Below are 21,873 nucleotides of genomic sequence, written 5' to 3'. Positions count from 1 at the left end.
CCGGCGTGGGACGCCACAGCCGCCGCGGACCGGCCCCGAAGAACGCCTCCACGGGCACGGCCGCCAGGCCCACGGACCAGCCGGACTCCCGCGCACCCGGCGCCGCCGCGCCCGTGGCCCGCGGTGACCGGCCCCTGCTGCCGGGCCAGCGCCCCGCACCGACGCCGGAAGGCCCCGGCGCCCCCCAGGGATACCCCCCGCGCGGCCCGCAGAGCCCCCCGACCGGTACGCGCGCGCAGGGAGCCCCGCGATTCGGCGACGGTGCGCCCGCGGGTGGTGTGCCGCGTTTCGGCGACGGTACGCCCGCGCAGGGTGTGCCTCGTTTCGGTGATGGGACGCCGGCGGGTGGTGTCTCGAGGCTTCCGGACGGCACTCCGGCTGGTGGTGTGCCGCGTTTCGGCGACGGTACGCCCGCGCACGGTGTCCCGAGGCTTCCGGACGGTACGCCCGCGCAGGGTGTGCCTCGTTTCGGTGATGGGACGCCGGCGGGTGGCGTCCCGAGGCTTCCTGACGGCACTCCGGCTGGTGGTGTGCCGCGTTTCGGCGACGGTACGCCCGCCCATGGTGTCCCGAGGCTTCCGGACGGTACGCCCGCTCGCGGTGCCCCGAGGCTTTCGGACGGCACGCCCGCTCGCGGTGGTCCGAGGCTTCCCGATGGGACTCCTGCTCACGGTGTCCCCAACGTCCGTGGGGGTGCTCCCGCTCGTGGTGGGCACCCCGAGCAGCGGGAAGCGGGCGGCGGCTGGGGGGAGTTCGCTGGGGCGGCCGGGCCCGGTGCGGTGTTTCCGCGGCAGCGGGCGGCGGGACCGGGACGGGGGGCCGTGCCCGGCCCCCGGCAGGAGTACCTCGACGCCTTCGCCGACGGCCACGACGGCCGCCGCGGCGGTGTCGGCCTGGACGACGACGCGAACGTCTTCGCGCCCCGCGCGCCCCACCCCGGCGGGCCTCACCCCACCGAGGCGCACCCGGCGCACACGCCCAACACGCCGAGCATGCCGCACGCGCCGGAGCCGGACGGTGGCGACGGAGTCCCCGTCGGCCCGCCCGCGCAGCGCTCGCGCGGCGGCGCCCCGGCAGGCGCCCGGGCAACCGGGCCGGGGACCGCAGCGGACCCGCAGTCGCACGACGACGCAGGCACCGCCCAGGAAACGGCACCCGGCCAGGACCGGCGGAGCCCCGCGCGGGCCTTCACCGGGGTCGCCGCGGCCGCCATCACCACCGTGCTCGCGGTGGTCGTCGCCGGCCAGGTGACCGGGAAGCACGACACCGGCGCCGCGCAGGCGCGGTCCGCCACCGACCAGGCCCGCGCCGCACGCACCCCGGCCGGGGCGGCCCCCTCGGCCTCGCCCGGCACGGTGACGCTGTCGTACGAGCAGGCGATGGACCGGACATACCCGCTCAGCCCGACACTGAAGGGCTCGGGGAAGTTCGACACGGTGCCCGGGTTCGACAAGGCCCCGGGCAAGGGTCAGAAGTACACCTACCGCGTCGACATCGAGCAGGGGCTGGGCCTGGACGGCAAGCTGTTCGCCGAGGCCGTGCAGAAGACCCTGAACGACGACCGCAGCTGGGCCCACGGGGGTGCCCGTACCTTCGAGCGGATCTCCTCCGGCAAGCCCGACTTCGTGATCACGCTGGCCAGCCCCGGCACGACGGCCACGTGGTGCGCGAAGTCCGGTCTCGACACCACGGAGGACAACGTCTCCTGCGACTCGGCCGCCACCGAACGCGTGATGATCAATGCATACAGGTGGGCCCAGGGCAGCACGACATATGGGAACAAAATCCATCCCTACCGGCAGATGCTGATCAACCATGAGGTCGGTCACCGTCTCGGTCACGGCCATGTGACCTGCCAGAAGAACGGCGAACTCGCTCCCGTCATGCAGCAGCAGACCAAGTTCCTCGACCATGACGGAATCCACTGTCTGCCCAATCCCTGGCCCTATCCGGGAAGTTGACAGGCGCCGCTCATGTCACATTGACATGAGCGGCGAGGTCGTACATATTTCTGCGCATGTGGTCTAGTCATGCCGTCCAGGAGAGCGCAGCCATCGAGCTGGCGCTCATCGGCGTGACCGCACTCTGCGTGGCCGACATCCACTGTCGCTGACGCCGCCGCCCTGGCGCTCGCGTCGCGATTCTCTCTGGCTCTTCCTCCGTCCGTGGCCTCGTCACGGCGTTTTTCGACGACCGGCGCCGGGGCCGACGTCTGTCCGCAGTCGTCTCACTCCTCGTCCACATGTCTCACTCATCGAGAAATCCTCGATCAGTTTCCTCACGTCACCCCGAGAGGTCGTCATTCCGATGCGTCAACCGTCCGTCATAGCGCGCCGCGTGGCAGCGGCATCCGTCAGCCTGGTCGTGGCAGCGGGCGCCGCCGCCTGCGGCCCGAAGGACAGCGATGCCAAGGGTTCCGGTGGCGACTCCGCGCCCCACAAGGGCGGCACCCTCACGGTGCTGAACTCCGAGCCGCAGACCGACTTCGACCCCGCCCGCCTCTACACCTCCGGCGGCGGAAACGTCCCTTCACTGGTCTTCCGCACCCTCACCACCCGCAACCGCGCGAACGGCGCGGCCGGCGCCAAGGTGGTCCCCGACCTCGCCACCGACACCGGCCGCCCCAGCAAGAACGCGACCGTCTGGACGTACACCCTGAAGAAGGGCCTCAAGTACGAGGACGGCACGCCGATCACCTCCGCCGACATCAAGTACGGCATCGAGCGCTCCTTCGCCCCCGAACTCTCCGGCGGCGCCCCCTACTTGAGGGACTGGCTGGTCGGTGCGGCCGACTACCAGGGGCCGTACAAGGACAAGAAGGGGCTCTCGGCGATCGAGACGCCGGACGCGCGGACCATCGTCTTCCACCTCAACAAGCCCGAGGGCGAGTTCCCGTACCTCGCCACGCAGACGCAGTTCACCCCGGTGCCCAGGAGCAAGGACGACGGCACCAAGTACGAGGCGCACCCCGTCTCCTCCGGCCCGTACAAGGTCGTCAGGAACGAGAACGACGGCGAGCACCTGATTCTCAAGCGCAACCCCTACTGGTCGTCGGCGGTTGACGACCAGCGCAAGGCCTACCCGGACACGATCGACGTCCGCTCCGGCCTCGACTCCTCGGTGATCAACCAGCGGCTGTCCGCGTCCCAGGGTGCGGACGCGGCCGCGGTCACCACGGACACCAACCTGGGTCCGGCCGAACTCGCCAAGGTCAGCGGTGACAAGGAGCTGGCCGCGCGCGTGGGCACGGGCCACTTCGGCTACACGAACTACGTCGCGTTCAACCCGACCGTGAAGCCCTTCGACAACCCGAAGGTGCGCGAGGCGATCGCCTACGCCGTCGACCGGTCCTCGGTGGTCAACGCGGCCGGCGGCAGCGCGCTCGCCGAGCCCGCCACCACCTTCCTGCCGGACCAGAAGTCCTTCGGCTACACGCCGTACGACCCGTTCCCGGCCGGGGCGTCCGGCAACCCGGCCAAGGCGAAGGAGCTGCTCGCCCAGGCCGGTTACAAGAACGGGCTCACTCTCACGCTGACCCATTCCAACGCCAAGGACTTCGAGACCAGCCCGGAGATCGCCACCGCCATCCAGGACGCGCTCAAGAAGGCCGGCGTCACGGTCAGGCTCCAGGGGCTGGAGGACAACGACTACCGGGACAAGATCCACAGCGTGAAGACCGAGCCCGGGTTCTTCCTCGCCCACTGGGGTGCCGACTGGCCCTCCGGCGGACCCTTCCTCGCCCCGATCTTCGACGGCCGGCAGATCGTCAAGGACGGCGCGAACTTCAACACGGGCCTGCTCAACGACAAGTCGGTCAATGCCGAGATTGACGCGATCAACAAGTTGACCGACCTTGACGCCGCCGCCAAGCGCTGGGGCGCCCTGGACAAGAAGATCGGGGAGAAGGCCCTCGTCGTGCCGCTGTTCCACCCGGTCTACAAGCGCCTGTACGGCAAGGACGTCAAGAACATCGTCATCAGCGACTGGACCGGCGTGCTGGACATCTCCCAGGTCGCGGTGAAGTAACGCCGTGAGCGAGGCACTTGTCGCCGTCGAGACCGCCGGGACGCAGCCGTCCGTCCCGGCGGGCTCGGGGGCCCGTCAGTTCTGGCGGCGGCTGCGCGCCCAGCGCGCCGCCCTGGTCGCCGCGGCCGTCGTCGCGCTGCTCGTCCTGATCGCGCTCGCCGCGCCGCTGCTCACCGCTCTGGAGGGCCAGGACCCCACCACCTACCACCCGTCCCTGATCGACTCCGCGCGCGGAGGGGTGCCCGTCGGCTCCCTCGGCGGCATCGGCGCCGACCACTGGCTGGGCGTCGAGCCGCAGACCGGCCGCGACCTGTTCGCCCGGCTCGTCTACGGCGCGCGGGTGTCACTGGGCGTCGCGTTCGCGGCCACGGTGGTGCAGATCGCCATCGGGGTCGCGGTCGGTGTGGGCGCCGCGCTCGGCAACCGATGGGTTGATCAACTGTTGAGCCGGGCCACGGACATCATCGTGTCGATGCCGCTCATGATCATGTCCTTGGCCCTGCTGGCCATCGTGCCGGCCGGTTTCCCGCGGCCGGTCCTGGTCGCCCTGGTCATCGGCCTGATCGCCTGGGGCAACATCGCCAAGATCGTGCGGGCCCAGACGCTCTCCCTGAAGGGGCTCGACTACGTCCTCGCCGCCCGGCTGAGCGGCTGGGGCGCCTGGCGTGTCGCCCGCCGGGAACTGCTGCCCGGACTCGCCGCGCCCGTCATCACGTACGCCGCGTTGCTGGTGCCCACGAACATCACCGTCGAGGCGGCGCTGTCGTTCCTCGGCGTCGGCGTGAAGCCGCCCACCCCCTCCTGGGGGCAGATGCTCACCGCCGCGGACGTCTGGTACCAGGCCGCGCCGCAGTACCTGCTGCTGCCGGCCGGCGCCCTGTTCGTCACCGTCCTCGCCCTCACCGTCCTCGGCGACGGCGTGCGCACCGCCCTCGACCCGCGCGCCGCCTCCCGCCTGCGCGTCGGCACCGGCCGCAAGGAATCGACCGCGCCCGGGAAACCCGAGAAGGAGGCGACCGCATGAGCGGCCTCGGCGGATTCCTGCTGCGCCGCGCCGTCGGCGTCGTGGTGACCCTGCTCGCCATCTCGGTGATCGTCTACGTCGTCTTCTACGTCACCCCCGGCAACGTCGCCCAGATCACCTGCGGCCCGCGCTGCTCCCCGGCACAGGTGCACCAGGTCGCCCAGCAACTGAACCTCGGCGACCCCCTCTACCTGCGCTACTGGCACTTCCTGCAAGGGCTCCTTGTGGGACAGGACTTCTCCACCGGCACCGCGGTCGAGCACTGCGCCGCGCCCTGCCTGGGGCAGTCGTACCGCACTGACCAGCAGGTCCTGCACATCATCCTGACCAAGCTGCCGGTCAGCCTCTCGCTCGTGCTCGGCGCCATGGTCGTATGGCTCGTCCTCGGTGTCGGCACCGGTGTGCTGTCCGCGTGGCGGCGCGGCCGCGTCTCCGAGCGCGTCCTGACCGCGATCACCCTCGCGGGCACCGCCACGCCGGTCTTCGTCATCGGCCTGGTGCTGATGATCGTCGTCTGCGGCGAACTGCAGTGGCTGCCGTTCCCGCAGTACGTGAGCCTCACGGACGACCCCGAGCAATGGGCGTGGAACCTGCTGCTGCCCTGGCTCTCGCTCGCCCTCATCGAGGCGGCGGCCTTCGCCCGGCTCACCCGCGCCGCCATGCTGGAGACCCTCGCCGAGGACCACATCCGCACCTTCCGTGCGTACGGCGTCGCCGAGCGCTCCATCGTCGGCCGGCACGCCCTGCGCGGCGCCCTGGCGCCCGTGATCGCGCTGAACGCCAACAACGTCGGCTCGGCCGTCGGCGGCGCCGTCCTCACCGAGACCCTCTTCGGACTGCCCGGCATCGGCCAGGAACTGGTGCACGCGGTGACCGTCGTGGACCTGCCGGTGGTCGTCGGCATGGTCCTGGTCATCGGCTTCTTCGTGGTCCTCGCCAACGCCGTCGCGGACGTTCTGTACGCGGTGGCCGACCGACGGGTGGTGCTCTCATGAGCCTGGTGGACGTCACGGACCTCGCCGTCGAGTTCGGCCCGCTGCGGGCCGTCGACGGCCTCTCCTTCAGCCTGGCGAAGGGCGCCGCGCTGGCCCTCGTCGGCGAGTCCGGCTCCGGCAAGTCCACGGTCGCCGGCGCCCTGCTGGGCCTGCACCGCGGCACCGGAGCCCGGGTCACCGGCTCGGTCCGTGTCGCCGGCACCGACGTACAGGCCGCCACGGAGGAGGAGCTGCGGCGGCTGCGCGGCGCCGGGGCCGCGATGGTCTTCCAGGACCCGCTGTCCTCGCTGGACCCGTACTACGCGATCGGCGACCAGATCGCCGAGGTCTACCGCGTGCACGCGCGCGTGTCGCGCCGCACCGCACGCGCGCGTGCGGTCGAGGTGCTGGACAGGGTGGGCATTCCCGACGCGCCACGGCGCGCACGGTCCCGCCCCCACGAGTTCAGCGGCGGCATGCGCCAGCGCGCCCTCATCGCCATGGCCCTGGCCTGCGAGCCGGACCTGCTGATCGCCGACGAGCCGACCACCGCCCTCGACGTCACCGTCCAGGCGCAGATCCTCGACCTGCTGCACACGCTGCGCGAGGAGACCGGCATGGGCCTGCTGCTCGTCACCCACGACGTGGGCGTCGCCGCCGAGAGCGTGGACGACGTCCTCGTCATGCGGCACGGCCGGGTCGTCGAGCACGGCCCGGTCGGCACGGTCCTCGCGGCGCCCGCCCAGGCGTACACCCGTGAACTCCTCGACGCCGTCCCGCGCGTCGACGCCCGCCGCACCGCCTCCCAGGCCGCCGAGGAGGTCGTCCTGGAAGCCTCCGGGGTGAGCCGCGTGTTCGGGCGCGGCAAGCGGGCCTTCACGGCCGTGGACGGCGTCTCGCTGACCGTCCGCCGCGGCGAGACGCTCGGCGTGGTCGGCGAGAGCGGCAGCGGCAAGACCACGCTCGGCCGCATGCTCGTCGGACTGCTGGCGCCGACCGCCGGCGCGATCCGCTACGAGGGCCGCCCGCACACCGGCGTGGACCCGGCCGTGCAGATGGTCTTCCAGGACCCCGTGTCCTCGCTCAACCCCCGCCGCAGCGTGGGCGAGTCCATCGCCGACCCGCTCCGCGCGCGCGGCGACCGCGACGAGCAGCGCATCCGGGGGCGCGTGACGGAACTGCTGGAGCGCGTGGGGCTCGACCCGGCGCACTACGACCGCTACCCGCACGAGTTCAGCGGCGGCCAGCGCCAGCGCATCGGCATCGCCCGCGCGCTCGCCGCCGAACCGCGCGTCATCGTCTGCGACGAGCCGGTCTCCGCGCTGGACGTCACCACCCAGGCCCAGGTGGTCGGACTGCTCGGCGAACTCCAGCGGGAACTGGGCCTCGCCCTGGTCTTCATCGCCCACGACCTCGCCGTCGTACGGCAGGTCAGCGACCGGGTCGCGGTGATGCGCCAGGGGCGGATCGTCGAGTACGGGCCGGCGGACGAGGTGTACGACAGCCCGCGCGAGCCGTACACCAAGCAGCTCCTGGCCGCCGTACCCGCGCTCGACCCGGAGCTGGCGGCCCGGCGGCGCGCGGCCCGGCGCACACCGGCCGCGGCGTGAGGCGGGGCGCGGATCGCGGCGCGAGCCCGCCCGGTCCGCGCCCCACCCGAGGCGTAACGTTTCGTGCACGGACGATGACGCCCTGAGCCCTTAGCGCGGCGGAACGCGACCCGCACGCGAAAGTTACGGCCGTTCACCCCTTTTGGTGGCGCGATGGACAACCGTCCGTCGCGCCACCGCCTTGTCCGCTTACGTTCGTCCCGCTGCGAGCCGCCGGGACAACGGCGGCTCACCGGACGGGAGATCGGGGGTGCACACGTGCGCATCGGACTGCTTACGGAGGGCGGCTACCCGTATGTGAGCGGTGACGCCGGACTCTGGTGCGACCGGCTCGTGCGCGGGCTCCACCAGCACGAGTTCGACATCTACGCGCTCAGCCGCAGCCGAAGCCAGGAGGACGACGGCTGGGTCCCGCTCCCGGCGCAGGTCAGCAGAGTGCGTACGGCGCCGCTGTGGACCACGGAGGACGGCGTCTGGAGGAGCGGCTCGAAAGGCCTGCGTGCAGGCGCGGTGGCGGGAGACGGGCGGGCCCGCGGACGGCGTGCGCGCCGGCGCTTCGCCGAGTGCTACGGAGAGCTGGTCGGGGCGGTGAGCGCCGGGACCGAGGCCGCCTCCGAGGAGGCGTCCGCCGATCTGGCGGACCGTTTCGGCAGAGCGCTGTACGGGCTCGCCGAACTCGCCCGCGAAGAAGGCGGCCTGGTCGGCGCCCTGCGCTCGGACACCGCCGTACGCACCCTCGAACGCGCCTGCCGCGCCCCCGGCGCGCTGCGCACGGCGCGCGAGGCGCGCGTACCCGATCTGCTCACCGTCACCGCACACCTCGAACGCGCCCTGCGCCCCCTCTCCCTCGACTGGTACGGCGACGACGGCCTCGGCGCGGCCGACCTCTGCCACGCCACCGCCGGCGGACCGGCGGCCCTGCCCGGGCTGCTCGCCCGGCACTTCTGCGACGTGCCGCTGCTCGTCACCGAGTACGGCGTGCAGCTCCGTTCGCACTACCTGGCCCTCGGCCCCGACACCGCCGCACCCGCCGTGCGCGCGCTGCTCGGCGCCTTCCACAGCCGGCTCGCCGCCGAGGTCTACCGGCGCGCCGAGATCCTCACCCCCGGCAACGCCCACGCCCGCCGCTGGCAGGAACGGTGCGGCGCCGACCGGGCCCGGATCCGCACCGTCTACCCGGGCATGGACGCCACCCGCTTCGCGGAGGTCGGCGAGGCCCCGGACCGCGCCGCCCCGGACACGCTGGTCTGGGTCGGACGCGTCGAACCCGCCAAGGACCTGATCTCGCTGCTGCACGCCTTCGCCGAGGTCCGCAAGGAAGAGCCCAAGGCGCGCCTGAGGATCGTAGGCGCGCCCGCAGGACCCGAGGGCGCGTCCTACCTCGGCCACTGCAAGGCGCTCGCCGCGCAGCTCTTCCCGGACGAGGCCGAGGGCGTGCACGCCGTCGGCGACAACCCGGTGTCCTTCGAGGAGATCGGCGCCCCCGAGGCGCCCACACTCCCCGATGCGTACGCCGACGGAGCCGTCGTCGTGCTGTCCAGCGTCGTCGAAGGCTTCCCGGTCGGCCTGATCGAGGCCATGTTCTGCGGCCGGGCCACGGTGTCCACGGACGTGGGCGCGGTGGTGGAGGTCATTGGCGGCACGGGGCTCGTCGTGCCCCCGCGCAATCCACGGGCGCTCGCCGAGGCGTGCGTGGCGTTGCTGCGCGACCCCGAGCGCCGCGAGCGGCTCGGCGCCGCCGCACGCGCCCGCGCGCTGGAACTGTTCACCGTCGAGCAGAACATCGCGGCATTTCACAGCATTTACCTGCAGATCGTCTCGCGCTGCCCGGTCCGCCGGGTCGTCCTCGACGAGTCCGGCGAGCCACGGCCGTTCGCCAGCCCCGCCGAGTCCCACGTCCCCGGCCGCTGGGCCGGCCCCACGGCCCGCGTCCTCTCGCGGGGCATCCCCGGCTGGGCCACGAGCACACCGGTACGCGCCACACCGCTGGCCACCGCCGAGGGGGCGTGATGGGGGTACGGGACGACCGCAGCGAGGGGCGCGGTGTCGAGCGCGGTGTGGGACGTGGCGGCGAGCGGGGTGAAGGGTGCGGTGTGGGACGTGGTGGCGAGCGCGGTGAAGGGCGCGGTGCCGAGCGTCGTTTTGGGCTCGGTGTGGTGGGTGAGTTGAGCGGGCGGGGTGCGGTGGGGGAGCCGGGGGCGTTGGGTGCGGTGGGTACGGGAGTGCCAGGTGGGCTGCGACCGGAGGCGCCGGGTGGGCTGGATGCGCTGGGTACGGGGGTGCCGGGTGGGTGGGACCGGCCCGGGATGCCTCGAAGCGGCGAGCCCTGGGATGCGGGGGCGGCGGGGGAGCGGTTCGGGGAGGACGACGGCGGCGACGGAGGCTTGTGCGGCGAGGAGGCCTTGTCCCGCGAGGTAGGCGTGTCCGGCGAGGAGGGTGTGTCCGGCGAGAACGGCCTGTTCCGCGAGGAGAGCCTGTCCCGCGAGGATGGCCTGTCCCGTGAGGAGGCCTTGTCCGGGTCCGGCGAGGGGGGATCGTTCGGTGAAACCTTGCCGGATGGGCAGGGGCGTCGGTGCGGTCCCGAGCAGAACCGTCGGCGTGACCTCGGCACTGTTGCCGCGGGTGCCGGCGCGAGCCTTGGGCCGCAGACGGGACCGGACGGCAAGAGGGTGGGGCGGGTCGGAGACGAGCATTCCGGCGGCTCGGAGCCTGACCGGCGGCGCATCGCCGCACCCCGGCGGGGAGCCGCCGACCCCGTGAAGGCCCTGCTGCACCGGCACCGTGAGCTTTGCGAGCGGGCCGTGGACCCTTTGGAGATCGCCGCCGGGCTGGAGGCGCACGGCGTCACCGACCGGACCGCCGCCCGTTTCCGCCACCGTGACGTCTTCTCGCTCGCCGAGGAGCTGTACGCGCGCGTGCCGCGGGGCGCCGAGCAGCGCCCGGAGCCGGAGACCCTGCCCGTACCGCGGGTCCGCCCCGGCTGGGTCCTGCTCACCCTGCTGCCCGGCACCCTCGCCGTGGCCACCGCGGCCGGACTGCGCCTCGTTCACGGCGAGCTCCGGCTGCCGGCCGTCGCCGTCGGCGTCCTCGCCGTAGCCCTCGCCACGCGTGCCGCGCTGCGCCACGGCCCCCTCGCCGGTCCGCCCGGCACGCGCGTGTGGCGCACGGCGAACGCCACGGGTGCGTGGACCCTCTGGCTGCTCGGGTACGCCCTTTTCGGCGACGGCCTCCTCGCCGCGGTGGTGACGGGCGGCCCCGACACCCTGCCGACCGGCGCCCCGGACGGGCCCTGGCCCACGGCCGTCGCGCCCGCCCTGGCCCTCAGCCTCGCCTGCGCCCCGGCGGCCTGGTGCGCCCACCTGCTCACCGCGGGCGCCCGCCGCAGGCTCGCCGGCAGCCGGGGACTGGAGGACTTCACGGCCGCCGCCACACCGCTGCTGTTCGGCACGTTCACCCTGTTCCTGGGCGCACTCACCGCGCTGCTCCTCGTGTGCGCCACCGTCCTGCACGCACCCGCTGCCTATCCGCAGACCCTCGCCCTGGGCGCGCTGCTGCTGCTCGCCCGCCTGCTCACCGTGCACCGTCGCAGGCACGCCCCGGCCGTGGTGCTCGGCGCCGCGGCGGCCACGGAGGCGGTGGCCCTCGCCCTGCCCCTGGCCGGAAGGCTGCCGGGCTGCGCCGTTCTCGCGACTCCGGTGCAGGCCGTGGTGGACGCCTGGGGGGTGGGCGCCGTTCCGGCCCTCACCTGTGGTGCCGCCGCGCTGGCCCTGCTGTGCCACGCGGCCCGGACCCTCACCCAGGCCACAGCACACGCGCCCACGGGAGTCCCCGAATGACCATCCGCCGCCGGCCCGGGTCACCGCCGGAGGCGCCCGCACCACCCCTTTTTGAAGGAGAAAGCCAGATGACCACCTCCCGACCCGGAGCGTCCGGGGCCCCCGGAACCGCCGGTGCGTCCCCAGCCGCCGCAGGCGCAGGCGCCGCCGGGACCGCCGCAGCCGGAGTCCGGGGAACCACCGGATCCGCCGGCACCGTGAGAACGGGCGGACCCGCCACGCCGTCCTGGCCGACCGCACCGTGTCGGCCCAGTGCAGGTGGGTGTACCGACAGTCACATGGCCACCGCCAGTCGCGTGAGCCTCGACAGTCACAGCGGGGCCGTCGCCCCCCACACCGCCCACCTCAGTCCCCTCGGCCCAGCCGGCCGCACCGGCGCATACACCCCGGGAGCCGCCCGATGAGGGTCCTGCTGATCGGAGCCAACGGATACATCGGCCGCTTCGTCGCCGACCGTCTGCTCGCCGACCCGGCCGTCCAGCTCACCGCGCTCGGCCGCGGCGACGACGCCGACGTCCGCTTCGACCTCGCCACCGGCAGCCCCGGCGCGCTCACCCGCTTCCTCGACGCGGTCCACCCCGGCGTCGTCATCAACTGCGCCGGCGCCATCCGTGGCGGCGCCCGGGAACTGACCCGGCACAACACCGTGGCCGTCGCCACCGTCTGCGAGGCGCTGCGCCGCAGCGGCTGCGGGGCCCGGCTGGTGCAGATCGGGTGCGGCTCCGAGTACGGACCGAGCCAGCCCGGCTCCTCGACCGCCGAGGACGCCGTACCGCGCCCCGGCGGCCCGTACGGCGTGAGCAAGCTCGCCGCGACCGAACTGGTCCTCGGCTCCGGCCTGGACGCCGTCGTGCTGCGGGTCTTCTCCCCGGTCGGCCCCGGCACCCCGGCCGGCTCCCCGCTGGGCCGGCTCGCCGAGGCCATGCGCCGTGCCATGCAGTCCGGCGACGGCGAACTCAAGCTCGCCGGCCTCGGCGTGCAGCGCGACTTCGTCGACGTGCGCGACGTCGCCCGCGCCGTGCACGCCGCCTCGCTCTCCGCCGCGCAGGGCGTGATCAACATCGGCTCCGGCCGCGCCGTCCGGCTCCGCGACGCCGCCGCCGTCCTCGCCCGCGTGGCCGGATACGGCGGCGCCCTGCACGAACTCGACGCCCCGCCCGGACCGCTGCGCAGCGCCATCGGCCACCCCCGCGGTGACGCCGACCACGCGGGCCCGGTTGCGTACCCGTACCCGGACGGCTGCGGCAGCTGGCAGCAGGCCGACGTGCGCACCGCACGCGACCGGCTCGGCTGGCGGCCCCGCATCAACCTCGAAGAATCCCTGGCCGACATCTGGATGGAGGCGGCATGCCGCATCTGACCAGCACCACCGCGGGCGCCACAAGCACCGGCCTGCGCACCGCCCTCGGCATCCCCGGCTACGCCCACCCCCTCGTCGCCCCCGCCCAGTGGGACGAACTCGCCCGCCCGGCCGTCCCCTTGGACTGGGTGGTCCTCAACGTGGCCCAGGGCCCCGGCACCCTCCCCGACCCGCGCTGCCTGGAGGCGGCGGGCCGGCTGCGGGGCGGCGGTGTCCGTGTCCTCGGTCACCTCGACCTCGTCCACGGCGCCCGGGCCTTCGCCGACCTGATCTCCGACGCCCACCGCTACCTCGACTGGTACCGGGTCGACGGCTTCCTGCTGGACCGCTGTCCCACCGAGCGGACCATGCTCGCCGACGTCCGCCGTGCGGTCACCACACTCCGGGCGATCAGTGACACCGCCCACATCGTCCTCGGCCACGGCGGCCATCCGCACCCCGGTTACGCGGAGAACGCCGACCAGTTGGTGACCTTCTCCGGCGCCTGGTCCGACTACCGCTGGTCGCAGGTGGCCGAGTGGACCGCCGACTATCCGCCGGACCGCTTCTGCCACTTCGTGCACGGCGTGCCGCGCGGCCACCTGGAGGAGGCCCTGCGCATCGCCCGCTGGCAGGGCGCGGCGACGATCTACTTCACCGACCGCACGGACCGCGGTGGCCGCGCCGACCCGTGGGAGACGATGCCCGGCTACTGGGACGAAATCGTCTCGCGCATCGGAACGGGTGTCTCGGAATGAAGAAGGCCGTGGCAGTGTTACGGGGAGAACAACTGTAGTGATTGACCGACCAACGGAGTCCCCGTGTCGCTGCCACCCCTGGTCGAGCCAGCCCCTGAGCTCACCGTAGACGAGGTCCGCAGGTACTCCCGCCACCTGATCATTCCCGACGTGGGCATGGACGGGCAGAAGCGGCTGAAGAACGCCAAGGTGCTCTGTGTGGGCGCCGGCGGCCTGGGCTCGCCGGCGCTGATGTACCTGGCCGCCGCGGGCGTGGGCACCCTCGGCATCGTGGAGTTCGACGAGGTCGACGAGTCGAACCTGCAGCGCCAGATCATCCACAGCCAGGCCGACATCGGCCGCTCCAAGGCGGAGTCCGCCCGTGACACCGTCAAGGGCATCAACCCGTACGTGAACGTGGTTCTGCACGAGGAGCGGCTCGAAGCCGACAACGTGATGGACCTGTTCAGCCAGTACGACCTGATCATCGACGGCACGGACAACTTCGCGACCCGCTACCTGGTCAACGACGCGTGCGTGCTGCTGAACAAGCCGTACGTGTGGGGTTCGATCTACCGCTTCGACGGCCAGGCCTCCGTCTTCTGGTCCGAGCACGGCCCCTGCTACCGCTGCCTCTACCCGGAGCCCCCGCCCCCCGGCATGGTCCCCTCCTGCGCCGAGGGTGGTGTCCTGGGCGTGCTGTGCGCGTCCATCGGCTCCATCCAGGTCAACGAGGCGATCAAGCTCCTGGCCGGCATCGGTGAGCCCCTGGTCGGCCGCCTGATGATCTACGACGCCCTGGAGATGCAGTACCGCCAGGTCAAGGTCCGCAAGGACCCGGACTGCGCGGTCTGCGGCGAGAACCCGACCGTCACCGAGCTCATCGACTACGAGGCCTTCTGCGGCGTCGTGTCCGAGGAGGCCCAGGCGGCGGCCGCCGACTCGACGATCACTCCGAAGCAGCTCAAGGAGTGGATCGACGACGGCGAGAACATCGAGATCATCGACGTCCGCGAGCCGAACGAGTACGAGATCGTCTCCATCCCCGGCGCCCGGCTGATCCCGAAGAACGAGTTCCTCATGGGCACCGCCCTGGAGACCCTGCCGCAGGACAAGAAGATCGTCCTGCACTGCAAGACGGGCGTCCGCAGTGCGGAAGTCCTCGCGGTCCTGAAGTCCGCGGGCTTCTCCGACGCCGTCCACGTCGGCGGCGGCGTCATCGGCTGGGTCAACCAGATCGAACCGCACAAGCCGGTCTACTGATCCACCCCGTCGGCTGACCAGCCCGGCAACAGAAGCCCACGGCCCCGCGGAGTTCGGACGTCGTGGGCTTCTGCCGTTCCCGGCCGCCGCCGACCGCCCTCGGACGGCGGCGGCCGGGCTGGCCCGTCGGCGGCACCAGGCCTCTGGTCGCGTTACGAGCAGACCGTGCCGTCCTTCGGCACCGTGCCGTTCAGCAGGTAGGCGTTCACCGTGGAGTCGACGCAGTCGCTGCCGTTGCCGTACGCCCCGTGGCCCTCGCCCTTCCAGGTGAGTTCGATGCCGACGCCCTTGCCCAGCTCGTCGGCCATTCTGCGGGCGCCCTCGTAGGGTGTCGCCGGGTCGCCGGTGTTGCCGACCAGCAGGATCGGTGCCGCGCCGGGCGCGCTGACCTGCGGGGTGGCGTACTGGCCCGGCACCGGCCAGTCGTGGCACCAGCCGGCGGTGTCCCAGCCGAGGAAGTCCCCGAACACCGGCGAGATCTCCTCGAAGCGCGCCAGCCGCCGCTTCGTCTCGGCGAGCGTCGGCCGCTCCCTCTCGTCCAGGCACGATATGACCCGCTGGGAGTGGGACGTCGTGCCGTAGTGCCCTGCCGAGTCCCGCTCGTTGTAGTCGTCGGCGAGCGTCAGCAGCGCTGAGCCGTCGCCCTTCTCCGCCGCGTCGAGAGCAGCGGTCAGCCTCGGCCAACTGGACTCGCTGTAGAGCGGAAGGACGATCCCGGTGACCGCGAGGGTCTCGGTCAGCTTCCGCCCGGACGATGTCGGCAGGGGGCGCGCGTCGATCCGCTTCAGCAGGGCCGCGATCTGTCGGGTGCCCTGTCCGGGATTCCGGCCGGTGGACTTCAGGTAGTCGTCCAGCGCCCGCTGGAAACCACGGGTCTGGTTCTCGGCCTGGCCCACCGTGTCCGCGGTCGGGTCCACCACCGCGTCGAGGACCATCCGCCCCACCCGCTTCGGGAACAAGTGGGCGTATACCCCGCCGAGTTCGGTGCCGTAGGAAATGCCGAAGTAGTGCAGCTCGGCGTCGCCGAGGACCTGGCGCATCAGGTCCATGTCGCGGGCGGTGTCGGCGGTGGACACATGGGCCAGCAGCGTGCCTGCGGCCTTCTGGCAGCCCTTGCCGAAGCCGGCGGCGTCCTGGAGGAACGCCTTCTCCTCCTGCGGGGTGTCCGGCGTGGCGTCCACGTCCTCGGCGGCCTCGATCTGCCGGTCGCTGCGGCAGCGCACGCCCCCGCTCGCGCCAACCCCGCGCGGGTCCCAGCTCACCAGGTCGTAGCGCTCACGGAGCTTGGAGACGGTGCTTGCGTAGTACGGCATCATCTCCAGGCCCGAGCCGCCGGGGCCGCCGAAGTCGAACAGCAGGGAGCCGGCGCGGTTGCCTCCGGTCGCCTGCGCGCGGATCAGCGCGAGGCCGATCGTCGTACCGTCCGGCCGGGACCAGTCGAGCGGCACCTTGAGGGTCGCGCACCGCCAGCCGTCGCCCGGTGCGGGGGAGTTGCCCCTGGCCGTGCAGCGATGCCAGTCGAGGCGCTGGGAGATGAGGGAGGCGGGCAGGTCCGTCGCCGGAGCCGGCGGGGGAGCGGCGCTCGTCTTCTTGCCGGGGCCGTCCCCGTGCTCCTTCGCGTCGCCACCCCCGCCCGACGAACCGCCGCCGCAGCCGGCCACCAGCAGCGCCGCGGCCACCGCGGCCGTCCAGCGCAGAAATCCCCTCATGGGCACCCCCCTCACAGGCCCGTCGCATCGTCCCGCGCCGGGCGTTCACGCCATGGTAGGCACAGTGGCCGGAGCCCGGGGCGGCCTGTGGATAACCGTCTGACCAGCGGTTTTCTGGTGGCGATGGCTGGGCGTCAGGAGCAGACCGTGCCGGCCCTCGGTTCCCTTCCGTCCAGCAGGTAGCCGTTCACCGCGCTCTGCACGCACCGGTTCTTGCTGTCGTACGCACCGTGCCCCTGGCCCTTGTACGTCAGCTCGACGGCGACGCCCTTGCCGAGTGCCTCGACCATCTTCCTCGCGCCCTCGTACGGGGTCGCCGGGTCGCCGGTGTTGCCGACCACGAGAATCGGCGCGGAACCGGGGGCGCTGACGTCGGGGTGATCGCCGGCACCCGGCACCGGCCAGTCGGTGCAGCTGAGCATGCCCCAGGCCAGGAAGTCCCCGAACAGCGGGGAGGCGGCGCGGAATTCGGGCAGCTTCTGCTGGACCTGGCCGACGGTGTACCGCTGCTTCTCGTCGGCGCAGTTGATGGCGATGTTCGCGGCGGTGATGTTGCTGTACTCGCCGTCCTGGCTGCGGCCGTTCATCGCGTCGGACAGCAGCATCAGGACCCTGCCGTCACCCGCGTAGGCCTGCTCGAGGCCCTCGGTGAGGTACTCCCAGAAGTCCTTGGAGTACAGGGACTGCGCGATGCCGTTGGACGCGGTGGTCTGGGTGAGAGGGCGCGGCGGGATGCCCGGGATCGGCTTCTTGTCCAGGTCGTTCAGCAGTTTCGCGATGCGGTTCTTCACGTCCTGCGGGGTGGTGCCGACCGGGCATTCCGTGGTCCTCGAGGTGCAGTCCTCGGCGAAGTTGTCCAGCGCGAGCTGGAAGCCCTTGGCCTGCCCGAGCGCGCTCTGTTCGGGGTCCTGCGTGGGGTCGACGACGGCGTCGAGCACGGCCCGGCCGACGTGCCGGGGGAACAGGTGGGCGTACACGCCGCCGAGTTCGGTGCCGTAGGAGATGCCGAAGTAGTGCAGCTTGGCGTCGCCGAGGACCTGGCGCATCAGGTCCATGTCGCGGGCCGCGTCGGTGGTCCCCACGTGCGGCAGGATCTTCCTGGAGTGCGCCTCGCAGGCCGCGTTGAACTGCTTGGTGCGGTGGAGCATCGCGGTGCGCTCCGCACTGTCGTCGGGGGTGGCGTCCTGCTGGAAGTACTCGTCCAGCTGGGAGTCGCTCTCGCACTTCACCGGCGCGCTGCGGCCCACCCCGCGCGGGTCGAAACTGACCAGGTCGTAGCGGGTGCGCAGGGTCTCGTAGTCCGAGGCGAACGCGGGCAGCGAGCTGACGCCGCTGCCGCCGGGGCCGCCGAAGTTGAACACGAGCGAGCCGATCCGCCGGCTCGCGGGGCCGCTGGCCCTGGCGCGGATCAGCGCGATGCCGATGGTGTCGCCCTTCGGCTTGCTCCAGTCCAGCGGCGCCCGCATGGTGGCGCACTGCCAGGTGCCGCCGTGGGGCAGCGGCGACGGGGCGCTGCCGCCGCCCTCGGCCTCGGACGGCGCCGGGCAGTCCTTCCAGTCCAGCTTCTGTGTCGCGAGGTCGCCGTCCTGGGCGCCATTGCCGCATCCGGTCAGCAGGCCGGACAGCAGCAGGGCGGAGCCGGCCAGGGCGGCGGCGCGCAGCCGGGAGGGGTTCGCCATGCTCCCATCCTGGGGGCGCGCACGCCGGGGCGCGCGGGGCGCGGGCCGTACGAGGTACGTCCGCCACCCGCCGTTACAGGGCTCCCTTGCGGGTGAGCTGGTTGAAGGCGAGCCAGCCCGGCAGCACCGGCAGCCACAGGGTCAGCAGGCGGTACAGCAGGACGGCCGGGGCGGCGACCTCCTTGGGCAGGCCGACGGCGATCAGGCCGACGGTCAGGGTCGCCTCGACGGCGCCCACGCCGCCCGGGGTGGGCGCGGCGGACCCGAGGGCGTTGCCGGCGAGGAACACCACCGCGACGCTGGCGATGCTGAGCGAGGCCGAGCCGTCGCCGAACGCGCGGATGGAGGCGTCCAGGCACATCACGAAGCAGAACGTCAGCAGGAGGATGCCGCCGATGCCGGTGATCAGTTTCTGCGGCCGCTGCAGCACGTCGAGCATGCGGGGCACGACACCGGCGAAAAGCGAGCGCACGCGCGTGACGACGAACTTTCGCATGAACGGCACGGACGTCATGACGAGCACCAGCACCGCCACCGTCAGAAGGCCCGCGATGACCGTCCGGGACGGCGACAGGGACGGCGTCTTCTCGGTGCCGGTGAGATAGCCGAAGGACAGCAGCATCAGGATGTGGAAGCCGAGCCCGGCCAGCTGCGAGGCGCCCACGCTCGCCACCGCGAGCCCCGGCCGGATGCCCGCGCGCTGCAGATACCGCGTGTTCAGGGCCACACCGCCGACGGCCGCCGGTGCCACGATCTTCACGAACGAGCCGGCCACCTGGGCCCCCACGGCCCGCAGGAACGGCACCCGCTCGGGCACGAACCCCAGAAGCTGCATCGCCGCCGCCACATAGCTGAGCGCCGAGAAGAGCACGGCCGCCACGACCCAGCCCCACTGGGCGCCCGCGATGAGCGGCCCGAACTCGATGTGGGTGAGCTGCGTCAGCAGGAAGTACGCGCCGATGGCGCCGGCGATGAAACTGATCAGCGTGCGCGGCCGCACCCGCTCCAGCCGGGCCGGCTCCACCGGCGCCTGCGGCCTGATCCGCAGCACCTCGTGGCGGATCTGCGTGAGCAGGTCCTCCTCACGCGCTTCCTCCAAGGCCTCGTCGATGGCCCGCTTCTCGGCCCGCGCCTGCGCGCGCAGGGCCTTCTTGTCGGCCTTCTTGAGGGCGTCCGCGCCCTGCGCACCGGCTTCCTCCGGGCGCAGCGCCTGCTTGGAGTGCCGGGAGGCCTCCAGCACCGCCTCGCGCTCGCGCTGGGCCTGTTCCCGGGCCAGTTTGCGCAGGGTCGCGCGCGTGGAGCGCGTCAGGGCGATCGGCTGGAGCAGCGGCAGGCAGTCGGCGACCGCGTCGGGCCCGAGCACACGGACCGCCGAGGCCACCGCCCGCTGCGCGCCCACCCGCAGGCCGAGCGTCGTGACCAGCTGGGCCACGTCCATGCGCAGCAGCAGCTCGCCGGCCGCGATCTCGCCGCCGCGCAGCTCGGTGAGGATCACATTGCCGGAACGATCCACCAGAATCGCGTCACCCGCGAGCCTGCGGTGGGCGATGCGCCGCGACTGCAGCGCCCGCACCTGCTCCCAGGTCTTGCGCAGCAGCTCGTCGGTGATCTCCTCGTCGGCCAGCGAGTCCAGCGTGCGCCCGCCGGTGTGCTCGTAGACGAGCATGACGGCGTCGGGACCGAGCTCGGAGGTGGCGATCAGCTTGGGCGCGTTCGCGCCGGCCGCGATGGCCGCGTACGCCAGCAGCGCCTCCTGTTCCAGCGCCTGGCGCAGCGACTGGAGGCTGGAGCGGGTGGCGAAGCCGCGCAGGGTGAGATTGCGCCACGCGCGGTAGAAGAAGCCCTGGGCCTGCTGTTCCCGGTCCACGACCGTGACGTCCAGCGGCGGGCCGTCCTCCAGGGTGACGAAGTAGCGGCGGCCGCGGTCGCCGTTCTCCGACTCCACGGCCTCCTCGCGGGCCGCGCTGACCGGATGGAAGCCGACGTGCCGCAGGCCCGCCATGAGCGTCTGCCCGGTGGGGCGCACATTGGGGGAGCCGACCGCGTACAGCGTGCCGTAGGCGATGGTCCAGCCGATCAGCACGGTCAGGATGATCGAGAACGGGGTCGTGTAGCCGGTGACCAGCATGGAGAACGCGTCGAGCAGCAGGACGATCCACAGCACCGCGCGCCATCTGGGTCTGCGGGACATGCCGACGGCCGTCATATAGGCGATGACGGGCGCCAGATAGCCGTGCACGGGATCGGTCAGGGCGTGCAGGTCGCTGGGGGACGGCTGGGTGAGCGCCTCCTGGATGGAGCCCGGGGCGGCGCGGGCGACCCACAGGTCGGTGGCGAGGGTCACGCCGTGGGCGAGGACGGCGGCGAGGACGCCGTCGGCGATGCGCAGACCGTCGCGTTTGATCAGCCGTTCGATCGCGAAGGCGACCGGCACGAGCAGGATCGCGATGCTGGACGCCAGACCCGCGATCTTGATGAGCAGGTCGGGGGCCTGACCGGTGCCCTTGTTGATGTCCTGTTCGAAGCCCGAGGTGGTGCCGTGGGCGAACGCGGCGATCGCGAGCAGCACCGCGATGGCGAGCACGCCCACCAGGAGCCGCATGAGGTCGGAGGGGCGGTGCACGCGCGCGGGGAGCAGCGGTTCGTCGCCCTCCACGGCCTCGGCGTGCGGATCGCCGTCCGGGCCCGGACCGTGATCGGGGGGCGTGTTCTGCGGGACGTGCGCTCCCTCGGTGCCGTCGCCGGCGTCCGTACGGTCCTCACGTGCGCGCGTGCCGCCGTCGTCCTCGTCGGCCGGGTCGTTCCCAGGCTCGCGTGAGTCGTCGTTCTCCGCGCTCCCGCGCGGGCGTGTGCCGTCGTCGGTGCCGGTGCGCGGACCGGTGTCCTGCCGCGCGTCGCCACTGCTCCCGGCCGCGTCGGGGCGCGCGGCGGCGTCAGGGGTGCCCGCCGCGCCTTCGGGGTGCACGCCCTGCTGCTTCATGGTCTCTTCTTGGTCTCGTATCACCAGTCACCGCCCGCACGATGGTGGCATGCCTGACCGGCACACGCGGGCATCAGGGTGCGGATGCGCGGGCGCACAGTCTGCCCCACGCGCCGTCCCGGGGCGAGAGGGCCGTTGCCCGCTGTCCGCGCGGTGATGTCGGTGGGGTGCGGCAGGATGGGGCGAATGAGCGAGCAGAGCCCTGCCCAGGACACCCGCGAGGAGTACGCGGACGCGCTTCCGGAGTACGCCGAGCGGGTCCTCGAGGTCGCCGAGCGGATCCCGCCGGGGAGGGTGATGACGTACGGCGATGTCGCCGAATGGCTCGAGGAAGGCGGACCGCGCCAGGTCGGCCGGGTGATGTCGCTCTACGGCGGCGCCGTCCCGTGGTGGCGGGTCGTCCGGGCCGACGGAGTGCTGCTGCCCGGCCACGAGCTGCGCGCGCTCGCCCACTACCGCGCCGAGGGCACGCCGCTGAAGGAGGCGGCCGCAAGCGCCGAGGGGCACTTGCCGCGGCTCGACATGCGGCGGGCCCGGTGGGACGGCGGGGCGGGTGCGGAGGGTCACACCTGACAGCTTCCGCCATCCGATGCCCTCGGCGAGAGCCGCTAGCCCGTTCGGGTGACGTCGGGGACCTCCGTGGCATGACGTACGTTCGAGGGATGTGGGACCCACGTGGCCAGAGCGCCCCGAGGG

Annotated in this window: 16 protein-coding genes; 13 read left to right on the top strand and 3 right to left on the bottom strand. The window is 72.7% G+C overall.

All coding sequences use genetic code 11. The features are described 5' to 3' along the window. Positions 1 to 5 precede the first annotated feature (5 nt). From AB0950_RS00680 to moeZ, 12 genes are all read left to right on the top strand, one after another. The gene (locus tag AB0950_RS00680; RefSeq protein ID WP_366777489.1) at positions 6 to 1,961 is read left to right on the top strand and encodes a DUF3152 domain-containing protein; all 1,956 of its coding nucleotides are present in this window, start codon (positions 6 to 8) and stop codon (positions 1,959 to 1,961) included. A 56-nt stretch (positions 1,962 to 2,017) separates the two neighbouring features. Continuing rightward, positions 2,018 to 2,113, top strand: a complete 96-nt coding sequence (locus AB0950_RS00675) for an Ms4533A family Cys-rich leader peptide (RefSeq protein ID WP_360154625.1) — start codon at positions 2,018 to 2,020, stop codon at positions 2,111 to 2,113. 194 nt (positions 2,114 to 2,307) lie between these two features. Further along, on the top strand, positions 2,308 to 4,026 hold the full coding sequence (locus AB0950_RS00670; RefSeq protein WP_366777488.1) for an ABC transporter substrate-binding protein: 1,719 nt from the start codon (positions 2,308 to 2,310) through the stop codon (positions 4,024 to 4,026). Positions 4,027 to 4,030: 4 nt separating this feature from the next. Continuing rightward, positions 4,031 to 5,050 (top strand): ABC transporter permease, encoded by a 1,020-nt coding sequence (locus AB0950_RS00665; protein WP_360574868.1) that lies wholly within the window; start codon positions 4,031 to 4,033, stop codon positions 5,048 to 5,050. Beyond that, positions 5,047 to 6,045: an ABC transporter permease gene (locus tag AB0950_RS00660; RefSeq protein WP_360154634.1), complete on the top strand. Its 999-nt coding sequence runs from the start codon at positions 5,047 to 5,049 to the stop codon at positions 6,043 to 6,045. Before AB0950_RS00665 ends, AB0950_RS00660 begins: the two co-directional genes overlap by 4 nt. Beyond that, positions 6,042 to 7,634: an ABC transporter ATP-binding protein gene (locus tag AB0950_RS00655; protein ID WP_360154637.1), complete on the top strand. Its 1,593-nt coding sequence runs from the start codon at positions 6,042 to 6,044 to the stop codon at positions 7,632 to 7,634. Before AB0950_RS00660 ends, AB0950_RS00655 begins: the two co-directional genes overlap by 4 nt. 258 nt (positions 7,635 to 7,892) lie before the next feature. Further along, positions 7,893 to 9,644: a DUF3492 domain-containing protein gene (locus AB0950_RS00650; protein WP_366777486.1), complete on the top strand. Its 1,752-nt coding sequence runs from the start codon at positions 7,893 to 7,895 to the stop codon at positions 9,642 to 9,644. 33 nt (positions 9,645 to 9,677) lie between these two features. Further along, positions 9,678 to 9,803: a hypothetical protein gene (locus tag AB0950_RS00645; RefSeq protein ID WP_366777485.1), complete on the top strand. Its 126-nt coding sequence runs from the start codon at positions 9,678 to 9,680 to the stop codon at positions 9,801 to 9,803. A gap of 554 nt (positions 9,804 to 10,357) precedes the next feature. Then, positions 10,358 to 11,470 (top strand): hypothetical protein, encoded by a 1,113-nt coding sequence (locus AB0950_RS00640; protein WP_360155269.1) that lies wholly within the window; start codon positions 10,358 to 10,360, stop codon positions 11,468 to 11,470. Between the two features lie 400 nt (positions 11,471 to 11,870). Then, positions 11,871 to 12,830, top strand: coding sequence for an NAD-dependent epimerase/dehydratase family protein (locus AB0950_RS00635; RefSeq protein ID WP_360154646.1), 960 nt, complete (start codon positions 11,871 to 11,873; stop codon positions 12,828 to 12,830). Further along, the gene (locus tag AB0950_RS00630; RefSeq protein WP_366777484.1) at positions 12,818 to 13,567 is read left to right on the top strand and encodes a spherulation-specific family 4 protein; all 750 of its coding nucleotides are present in this window, start codon (positions 12,818 to 12,820) and stop codon (positions 13,565 to 13,567) included. Before AB0950_RS00635 ends, AB0950_RS00630 begins: the two co-directional genes overlap by 13 nt. A gap of 63 nt (positions 13,568 to 13,630) precedes the next feature. Then, the gene (gene moeZ / locus AB0950_RS00625; protein ID WP_360154652.1) at positions 13,631 to 14,809 is read left to right on the top strand and encodes an adenylyltransferase/sulfurtransferase MoeZ; all 1,179 of its coding nucleotides are present in this window, start codon (positions 13,631 to 13,633) and stop codon (positions 14,807 to 14,809) included. Between the two features lie 152 nt (positions 14,810 to 14,961). Here the strand turns inward: moeZ and AB0950_RS00620 are convergent, their stop codons facing one another. From AB0950_RS00620 to AB0950_RS00610, 3 genes are all read right to left on the bottom strand, one after another. Further along, positions 14,962 to 16,518: an alpha/beta hydrolase gene (locus AB0950_RS00620; protein ID WP_360574846.1), complete on the bottom strand. Its 1,557-nt coding sequence runs from the start codon at positions 16,516 to 16,518 to the stop codon at positions 14,962 to 14,964. Positions 16,519 to 16,652: 134 nt separating this feature from the next. After that, positions 16,653 to 18,197 (bottom strand): alpha/beta hydrolase, encoded by a 1,545-nt coding sequence (locus tag AB0950_RS00615; protein ID WP_360574845.1) that lies wholly within the window; start codon positions 18,195 to 18,197, stop codon positions 16,653 to 16,655. Positions 18,198 to 18,270: 73 nt separating this feature from the next. Further along, positions 18,271 to 21,177 carry a lysylphosphatidylglycerol synthase domain-containing protein gene (locus AB0950_RS00610; protein ID WP_366777483.1) on the bottom strand — a complete coding sequence of 969 codons (2,907 nt, stop codon included), beginning with the start codon at positions 21,175 to 21,177 and terminating at the stop codon, positions 18,271 to 18,273. Positions 21,178 to 21,363: 186 nt separating this feature from the next. On the opposite strand from AB0950_RS00610, the gene AB0950_RS00605 reads away from it, so the two are divergent. Then, positions 21,364 to 21,750, top strand: coding sequence for an MGMT family protein (locus AB0950_RS00605; protein ID WP_366777482.1), 387 nt, complete (start codon positions 21,364 to 21,366; stop codon positions 21,748 to 21,750). Positions 21,751 to 21,873: the final 123 nt, after the last annotated feature.

The organism is Streptomyces sp. NPDC007189 (assembly GCF_040703635.1).
Taxonomy (GTDB): domain Bacteria; phylum Actinomycetota; class Actinomycetes; order Streptomycetales; family Streptomycetaceae; genus Streptomyces.
The sequence above is the reverse complement of the archived record's forward strand: the minus strand, read 5'-3'. Positions and strand labels throughout refer to the sequence as shown.

Coding starts and splice junctions, on each gene's coding strand:
- AB0950_RS00675 (WP_360154625.1), top strand. CDS start 2,018: ATGTGGTCTAGTCATGCCGTCCAGGAGAGCGCAGCCATCGAGCTGGCG.
- AB0950_RS00670 (WP_366777488.1), top strand. CDS start 2,308: ATGCGTCAACCGTCCGTCATAGCGCGCCGCGTGGCAGCGGCATCCGTC.
- AB0950_RS00660 (WP_360154634.1), top strand. CDS start 5,047: ATGAGCGGCCTCGGCGGATTCCTGCTGCGCCGCGCCGTCGGCGTCGTG.
- AB0950_RS00655 (WP_360154637.1), top strand. CDS start 6,042: ATGAGCCTGGTGGACGTCACGGACCTCGCCGTCGAGTTCGGCCCGCTG.
- AB0950_RS00635 (WP_360154646.1), top strand. CDS start 11,871: ATGAGGGTCCTGCTGATCGGAGCCAACGGATACATCGGCCGCTTCGTC.
- AB0950_RS00630 (WP_366777484.1), top strand. CDS start 12,818: ATGCCGCATCTGACCAGCACCACCGCGGGCGCCACAAGCACCGGCCTG.
- AB0950_RS00620 (WP_360574846.1), bottom strand. CDS start 16,518: ATGAGGGGATTTCTGCGCTGGACGGCCGCGGTGGCCGCGGCGCTGCTG.
- AB0950_RS00615 (WP_360574845.1), bottom strand. CDS start 18,197: ATGGCGAACCCCTCCCGGCTGCGCGCCGCCGCCCTGGCCGGCTCCGCC.
- AB0950_RS00610 (WP_366777483.1), bottom strand. CDS start 21,177: ATGAAGCAGCAGGGCGTGCACCCCGAAGGCGCGGCGGGCACCCCTGAC.
- AB0950_RS00605 (WP_366777482.1), top strand. CDS start 21,364: ATGAGCGAGCAGAGCCCTGCCCAGGACACCCGCGAGGAGTACGCGGAC.